We start from the raw sequence: 7,463 nt of genomic DNA on the forward strand, positions 1-7,463 counted from the left end.
TAGGGGGCAAAATCGCCATTTTTTGGCTATTTTTGGTACCCATTTTTAGCCATTTATTTGCAAATAGCTAAATATAAGCAGCTTATGCTACCTGCGATTTTGATGCATTTTTGAGGTCAAATGGTCGCGGGAACCCTGCCGTAGATATCGTCGAAGCGGACGATGTCATCCTCTCCAACATACTCACCCACCTGTACTTCGATAATCTCAAGAGGGACTTTACCTGGATTCTCAAGGCGATGAAGCGTTGATTTCGGAACGTAAACACTCTCATTTTCATGAGCGAGGACCTCTTTCTCTCCGATCGTCACCTTAGCAGCCCCCTTTACAACCACCCAGTGTTCGCTGCGGTGGTAGTGCATCTGAAGACTTAGTCGCTGCTGAGGAGCCACCATGATCCGTTTGATCTTATACCGCTCTCCCTCTTCCAAAATGGTAAAGCTGCCCCAGGGGCGGTAGCTAGTCACATGCTGCATCGTCTCTTTAGAGTGGGTCTGCTTCAACTGATCCACGAGGGCTTTAACGCGTTGAGACTCTCCTTTCTTTCCAATAAAGATCGCATCTTCGGTTTCGATGATGAGTAGTTCCTCAAGGCCGATTGTGGAGATGAGGCGCTTTCCACCAATGATAAGGCAGTTTTTTGTATCGATCGTCTTTACGTTTCCGATCTTAACATTCTGCTCCTCATCCTTATCCATGACTTCATAGACGCTATCCCAAGAGCCGACGTCTGACCAGCTGATGTCTAGCGGAATGACAGAGGTAGGAGTCTTCTTTTCTAAAAGGGCGTAGTCGATAGAGAGATCTGGCATCTCAGAAAATTGCGCAACCATCTCTTGAAAAGAGAGTTGGCACTTCTCTCCAATTTGCGGGCAGTGCTTTTGAAGCTCGCGGAGGAAGGTCCCGATTCTAAATACGAAGATTCCCGAATTCCAGAGATAGTCGCCACTCAGAAGATAGCGCTGAGCTGTTTGAAGATCTGGCTTTTCAACAAAACACTCCACATTGGATGGTTTTGCATGAGCGATCTGTTTAGCTTTGATGTACCCGTAGCCCGTTTCAGGTTTATTGGGGCGAATTCCAAATACCACGTGTCTTCCATGCTCTGCCTCCTCTTCTGCAATCTCAACTCCCTTTAAAAAGGTCTCTGTGGGGGAGAGAATGTGATCTGACGAGGAGACGACAAAACAGTCGTCATCTTGCGCTCCCATGAACTCTTGCATGTACTTAACGGCGAGCGCAATCGCAGGCGCAGTGTTCTTTCGCTCTGGCTCGACAATGATCTGCTTCTCCAATCTGCGGTCGATCGCCCCAACTTGGCTCTTAACCAGGTGGTAGTACTCCTGGTTGGTGAGGATCACCATGTCCTGAATATCGAAGGTGGGCATAAAGCGTCTGACGCTCTTTTGCAGAAGCGACTCGCCCTCTCCAAAATGAAGAAACTGCTTTGGAAATGCGCGTCTAGAGATGGGCCAGAGACGGGTCCCGCTGCCGCCGGCTAGAATGATGACTCTCATGAAACTCCCCTACCTTATTTTTTACAAAAGCGTGAAACTGCCTTTTAAATCTCTCTTCGTTAAAAAATTCAGCGTGAGCTTTGATTCCTTGCGGATCAAACTCTCCCTGTCTCTTTTCAAAATCCTCTACGGCTACTATGAGGCTCTCCACTGTCTGGTCGGGGAAGAAGAGGCCGGTCTTGTCTTCAACAACCGTCTCTAGCGACCCTCCTTTTCCAAACGCGATCACTGGAGTGCCAGCAGCCTGAGCCTCGACGACGATAATTCCAAAATCCTCTTCCGCTGCAAAGACAAAGGCCTTGGCCTTAGCTAGATGCTCGTTTAATACAGCATCCGACTGGTAGCCTAAAATTTCAATATTCTTCGCCGCTCGGCTCTTGATCTTCTGCATCTCCGGCCCATCGCCGATCACAACAAGCCGCTTATCCGGCATCTGAGCAAACGCCTCGACAATGAGATCGATCTTCTTGTAAGGGACGAGTCTGGAGGCGGTAAGATAATACTCCTCTTTACTCTGAGCGATGGCAAACTTGTGCGTTGCAACTGGAGGGTAGATCACGGTGGCCTCACGGCCATAAATCTTCTGGATCCTTCGCGCAATAACATGAGAGATCGCAGCAAAGTGATCGACTCTACTAGATGAGGCGATATCCCAAGAGCGCAGATAGTGAAGAGCGAGACGCGCGCAGATCTTTCGAAAAGCTCCAAGTTCAGCCAGATACTGGTGAGTGAGATCCCACGCATAGCGCATTGGGGTAAAGCAGTAGCAGAGGTGGAGCTGCTCTGCATGCGTTAGGGCTCCCTTGGCAACTGCATGTGAAAGAGAGATGACGAGGTCGTACTCAGTCAGATCGAGCTGTTCGATGGCAAGAGGGAAGAGGGGAAGATAGTTGCGGTAGGCGGTGCGCGCTCTTGGCATCTTCTGAATGAATGAGGTCTGGCACTCCGCTGCTGCAAAGGCCATCCCTTGAATTTTTTTATCATCTCTAACAAGAGTTGCAATCGGAGAGGGAAAGAGTTCGTAGATCGCTTCGAGGCACTTCTCCCCTCCTCCAATTCCCACTAGCCAATCATGTACGAGCGCGCTCTTCATGCGTTTATCACCTCTTCGAAGATCTGCAAGTGCCTCTCTGCTGCCCTCTTCCAAGAAAATTGAGAGGCGCGTTCAAACCCCTTCTGCTTTAAATCGGATTGTAAAGCGGGATCTCTTAACACCTTTTCCACTCCTCTTGCGATATCTAGCGGGTCATAGGGGTCGACATACTCTGCAGCGGGGCCGCACACTTCTGGAAGGCTCGCAGCGCGCGAAACAACAACCGGGCAGCCGCAGCCCATCGCCTCTAATGGCGGCAGCCCAAATCCTTCATAAAAGGAGGGAAGGACTGTGAGAGCCGCTCTCCGGTATACCAAGGGAAGCTCTTTGTCTTCTATATTTTCCAAAAAGAGGACCTGTGGATTGGAAAAAAACGCGTGCTCCGCAGTTCGAAGACCAGCTTTCTTTCCGACAATTACAAGAGCGTGGTCTGAAAAACCTCTCTTCTGTAGATGTTCGAATGCTTTGATGAGACCTTGGACATTTTTATGAGGTTTCAAATTTCCGACAAAGAGGATAAACTTTTTGGGGAGAGAGCTTAATGCCTCCTCCCTTTCTGTTTCCGCAGAAGCTGCTGAGAAAAAACCCATATCGACACCGCAGGGGACCACATCGATTTTTTCCTGAGAGAGTCCCGCGTATTTTTCTAGCTCGCTTTTTGAAAATTCTGAATCTGTAATGATGCGGTTTGCATACCTCTTCAACCGCGAAAAGATCAATTTAGTATAGCACTTCTCCTGGAGGCGAAGCCGCGAGAAAAATGCTAGATGGTAGGCGTCGTGTACTGTTGCGACTCTTCTTTTTGCACGGACGGGCAGCAGAGGAATATTCAAATGAGGAGTCCAAAAAAGATCGCAGGAGGGGATGATCTTTGGCAGTTCGATCTGTTCGCTGATTGAATAGATGGGAGCAGTGCATGGCCTAAGCTCAAAAGCAGAGAGCCAGCTCACCTTCTCCACAGCTTGGGGGCTGACGATGAGCTCGATGCGGAAAGGACTCTCTCTTAGTTCAAAAAGGAGGTTCCTGAGGTAGGTTCCTATTCCCGAACTCAGAATCATCCGCGCATCTACGCAGAGGCTATATTCCACAAAGCTGCTCGCTGCCTTGCAGTTCGTTTAAGTCCGAGCGCACCATGACGCGCACGAGCTCTTCGAGAGAGGTCTTCGCTCTCCATCCAAGTTTTTTATTTGCCTTCGACGGATCTCCGATCAGCAGATCGACTTCGGATGGACGGAAGAGATCGGCGGAGACTTCGACCAGAACTTTCCCAGTTTTGGCGTCGATCCCCTTCTCATTAATCCCTTTCCCCTCCCAGATAATCTCGATATCGACCTCTCGGAAGGCGAGCTCGACAAATCTTCGCACAAGCGTTGTCTCACCCGTTGCAAGGACATAATCCTCAGGAGCATCCTGTTGAAGCATTTGCCACATTCCCTCGACAAAATCCTTCGCGTATCCCCAGTCCCTCTTCGCATCGAGATTTCCTAAAGTGAGCCTCTCTTGAAGGCCCATTTTAATTTTCACTGCTGCAAGAGTGATCTTTCTGGACACAAAATTCTCGCCGCGCCTTGGGCTCTCGTGATTAAACAGGATCCCGTTGCAGGCGAACATGTTGTACGCCTCGCGGTAGTTGATCACTGCCCAGTATGCATAGAGTTTAGCCACTCCGTAGGGAGAGCGGGGATGAAATGGGGTCTCTTCGCTTTGAGGAACGGCGCGCACCTTTCCATAAAGTTCTGAGGTTGAGGCTTGATAGAAGCGAATGCTGGGATCGAAGTTGCGAACCGCCTCAAGCAGACGAATCACACCGACTCCATCGACATCTCCTGTATACTCAGGAATAGAAAAAGATGTCTTCACGTCGCTCATCGCACCTAAATTATAGATTTCGGTCGGCTTCGCAGTTTCAATAATACGGGTTAGACTATGAAAGTCGGCCAGATCGCCCTCTTGGAGAAAAAAACGTCCGTTTAACGCCTTATCTTCGCAGAGATGCTTGATGCGCCCTCGATTGGGAACAGAGCTGCGTCTTACCATTCCGTGTACGATGTAGCCTTTTTCTAGAAGAAGCTCTGCAAGATAAGAGCCATCTTGTCCTGTGATTCCTGTAACTAAAGCGCGTTTCATCTTTCTTATTCCTTTAGCATTATTTTATAGGAAGAGCCAAGTAGTCGTGCGGCGAGACCCTATGAGTTGTGTAGCCAAAACTATGAAGCTTTTTTATCGTCTCGTCAATCCTAGATTTTATTTCGCTGGTAGCCGTTTCATAAGAAAATTCTCCCATGATTTCAACCACAATCACAGGCTTGCTTTTTGCTATAGTCTCTCTAGCTCCATCCAGGATCTCGTTTTCCATCGAGACAGCATCTATTTTGATAAATGAGACATTCTTCAGATTTAGTGAATCGATTGTGATCAGATCGACATACATTCCCGTGCCGCCAGCAAGGGGGGTGCTCCCCTCATTTCTAGAGGCGAGTGGAGAGAGCTCGATCTCTCCTACTCTGCTCCCGGCCCCCGCCCAATAGAAATCGACATTGATGGCTTGATTAAGGGCCATATTCATCACAAGCTCTCTAAAGAGTTTAGGCTGAGGCTCGATTGCAACCACCCTTCCATCTTTAACCGCACGTGCCATGACTGCGGTATACGTTCCTACATGGGCCCCTACGTCGACAACTGTCGATCCGGGAAGGGCGTAAAGAGAAATATACTTATGCAAAAAGGGCTGCCAAGCCTCTTTTCGCTTCAGAGTGTCCTTAATAGTATCATCCACGGCATCTACGTAAAAATAACCGGGCTGCTTTGTGTGATAAACTCGATAATTTTTTACTGGGAAGTCCTCGAGATACTCCATGAGAGTCTCTTTCTTAGAAGAGTGTATCTTCTCAGGATTCAACAGACCAAAAGAGCTGGCTTCTGTTTTGCCGAACAAAACTAGTAGCAGTAGAAGACAGTACATTTTCATGAATCTATCTCACTATTTCAAACTGATGATTTTTGAAGGATTTTTTCTCAGATTTTAGAGTCACTTCGCAGGACATACTTGAACAAGTAGACCAAGAAGTGATTCTAAAATGTGGGAAAAAAGACTCGAAAAGCACATTTTGGAAATAGTGAGATGGGTTCATAAATTAATTTTTCTCAGCCGAAGTTTTTGTAGCGCCCAGTTTCTAGGAAACGATGCTGACAATATTGCCACAATAAAAGTTATTCCCGTGAGCAGAATAAGATTGAGCAGTAGTAGAAGTCTGTCTTCAGTTGAATAAAAAAACCACTTTCCGATCAGAAGAACAGAGAAGCAAGCGGCCCCTGGCAGCAGAATATCCTGAACAAGCCAGCGCGCTCTTTCGGTTACCAGATACCTGCGATGCAGAAAGTAGCTGGTCATACACACCATCGATAGGTTCACAAGACTCCAGGTGGCAGAGGCTCCTGCCATCCCCCATCTGGAGATCATGTAAGGAAGGAGTAGACAGGAAACGATAAAGAAAAATCCATTCTGATAGAGAGCAATCTTAATCCAGCCATGGGCGAGCTGAAGCGCGTAGGGCATATGTAAAATGCCATTAATCCCACTGCCAATCGCCAAAAATGTGAGAGGCCATCTTGCACTTTTTGCGATCTCGTGGCTTCCTGTCCAGACAAGCAGGATCTCAAATGAAAAAAAGCTAAGAAGCATGGCGAGAGGGAGAACGAAGATTGCCATGATCTGCGTCGTCTTGTGATAAAGTTGGGACACTCTCTCCTCATCTTTCTGCGCCACAACATAGGAAAAGAGAGGAAAGGAGGTGGAAAAGATCGGATTTACCACAACGATCAGCCCGCTTGCGAGAGCAGCAGCGATCGAGTAGTAGCCAAACGTCTCAAGAGGAAGGATCTTACTGAGCATGATCTTATCTAGATGCATGAGAAGAACCTCTAGAATCGTCATTATCGTCATCCCGCCTGCAAACTTTCCTCCCTCAGAAAGATAGCGTTTATCAAAAAAAGTCCTCTCTTCGCTCTTCGGCATCTCTCTCCAGAGCAGATATCTCATGAAAAGAGAGTAGGAGATCCCGCTTCCCGCCTGCCAAATAAAGAAGAGAACTGGCGATGGACTCACAAAAAACAGAAGGGAGAGAGCCCCCATAGCTCTGATCGTGACGAAGGCTGCAAAAGAGAGGTTCATCAGCGTCTGCTTCTGCAGCCCCTGCATCGCATTTTGATAAAGCAGCGCTGGCAGCTGAAATGCAAAACTTACGCCCATGAGCGCAATCGATCGTTCAACAATAGCTGTATCCAGAACTTTTACATTGAGCCAGCCCACAGTAATCTGAGGCGCAAAAAAGAGGATCGCCCCTCCGACAGCCATGCAGCTAGTCCAGTAGACGATTTCAATTGTACGCATGAGATTGCGAAAAGACTCTGGAGGAGCCTCGAGTGCGCGGTATCTAGAGAGCTGGCGGTTTAGAAATGAGCTTAGCCCCGTATCGAAAAGGCAGCTAAGCGTGGTCAGTAGCCCAAACAGGCCCACCAACCCATAAGCCTCTGCACCCATCAGCTTGGCATACAGAGGAATGATCAGCAGCTGCACTCCCGCTTGCCACCCCTTTCCCAGAAAATTCGCCACCAGACTCTTTCTTAACATCTCACTCCCTTCCCAAAGCAAAGCAGCATCAAAAGTAATAATATAGCTGAAGAGACATGTCGGGTAGGCCAGGGGAAAGCTTCGCTTTCTCTCGGGGCCTCCCTGCGACCCTCTTGCGCTGCATCTCGCTTTGCCAAATCGCGTCCTCGGAGAAGGGGTGTACAGAGTACTACCCCGTTGGCGCGCTCACCGCGCTCTCCTGCGGGTGCAATTTTGCTGTGCG

The 7,463-nt window shown here is 48.4% G+C and carries 6 protein-coding genes; all 6 read right to left on the minus strand.

Annotated features, from left to right (window positions below; translation table 11 throughout):
* Positions 1 to 116 precede the first annotated feature (116 nt).
* Complete coding sequence (locus tag HYX48_03935) at positions 117 to 1,517, minus strand: mannose-1-phosphate guanylyltransferase/mannose-6-phosphate isomerase (GenBank protein MBI2743046.1); 1,401 nt, start codon at positions 1,515 to 1,517, stop codon at positions 117 to 119.
* A complete protein-coding gene (locus HYX48_03940; protein ID MBI2743047.1) occupies positions 1,462 to 2,610 on the minus strand; it encodes a glycosyltransferase in 1,149 nt (382 codons plus the stop codon). Before HYX48_03940 ends, HYX48_03935 begins: the two co-directional genes overlap by 56 nt.
* Positions 2,607 to 3,668: a glycosyltransferase family 4 protein gene (locus HYX48_03945; protein ID MBI2743048.1), complete on the minus strand. Its 1,062-nt coding sequence runs from the start codon at positions 3,666 to 3,668 to the stop codon at positions 2,607 to 2,609. The genes HYX48_03940 and HYX48_03945 overlap by 4 nt, the downstream gene beginning before the upstream one ends.
* 19 nt (positions 3,669 to 3,687) lie before the next feature.
* Positions 3,688 to 4,737 carry a GDP-mannose 4,6-dehydratase gene (gmd, locus tag HYX48_03950; GenBank protein ID MBI2743049.1) on the minus strand — a complete coding sequence of 350 codons (1,050 nt, stop codon included), beginning with the start codon at positions 4,735 to 4,737 and terminating at the stop codon, positions 3,688 to 3,690.
* 19 nt (positions 4,738 to 4,756) lie between these two features.
* The gene (locus tag HYX48_03955) at positions 4,757 to 5,578 is read right to left on the minus strand and encodes an FkbM family methyltransferase (protein ID MBI2743050.1); all 822 of its coding nucleotides are present in this window, start codon (positions 5,576 to 5,578) and stop codon (positions 4,757 to 4,759) included.
* A 159-nt stretch (positions 5,579 to 5,737) separates the two neighbouring features.
* A complete protein-coding gene (locus HYX48_03960; protein MBI2743051.1) occupies positions 5,738 to 7,240 on the minus strand; it encodes an oligosaccharide flippase family protein in 1,503 nt (500 codons plus the stop codon).
* Between the last annotated feature and the right edge of the window lie 223 nt (positions 7,241 to 7,463).

It is taken from the genome of Chlamydiales bacterium (assembly GCA_016185065.1).
Lineage (GTDB): Bacteria > Chlamydiota > Chlamydiia > Chlamydiales > Rhabdochlamydiaceae.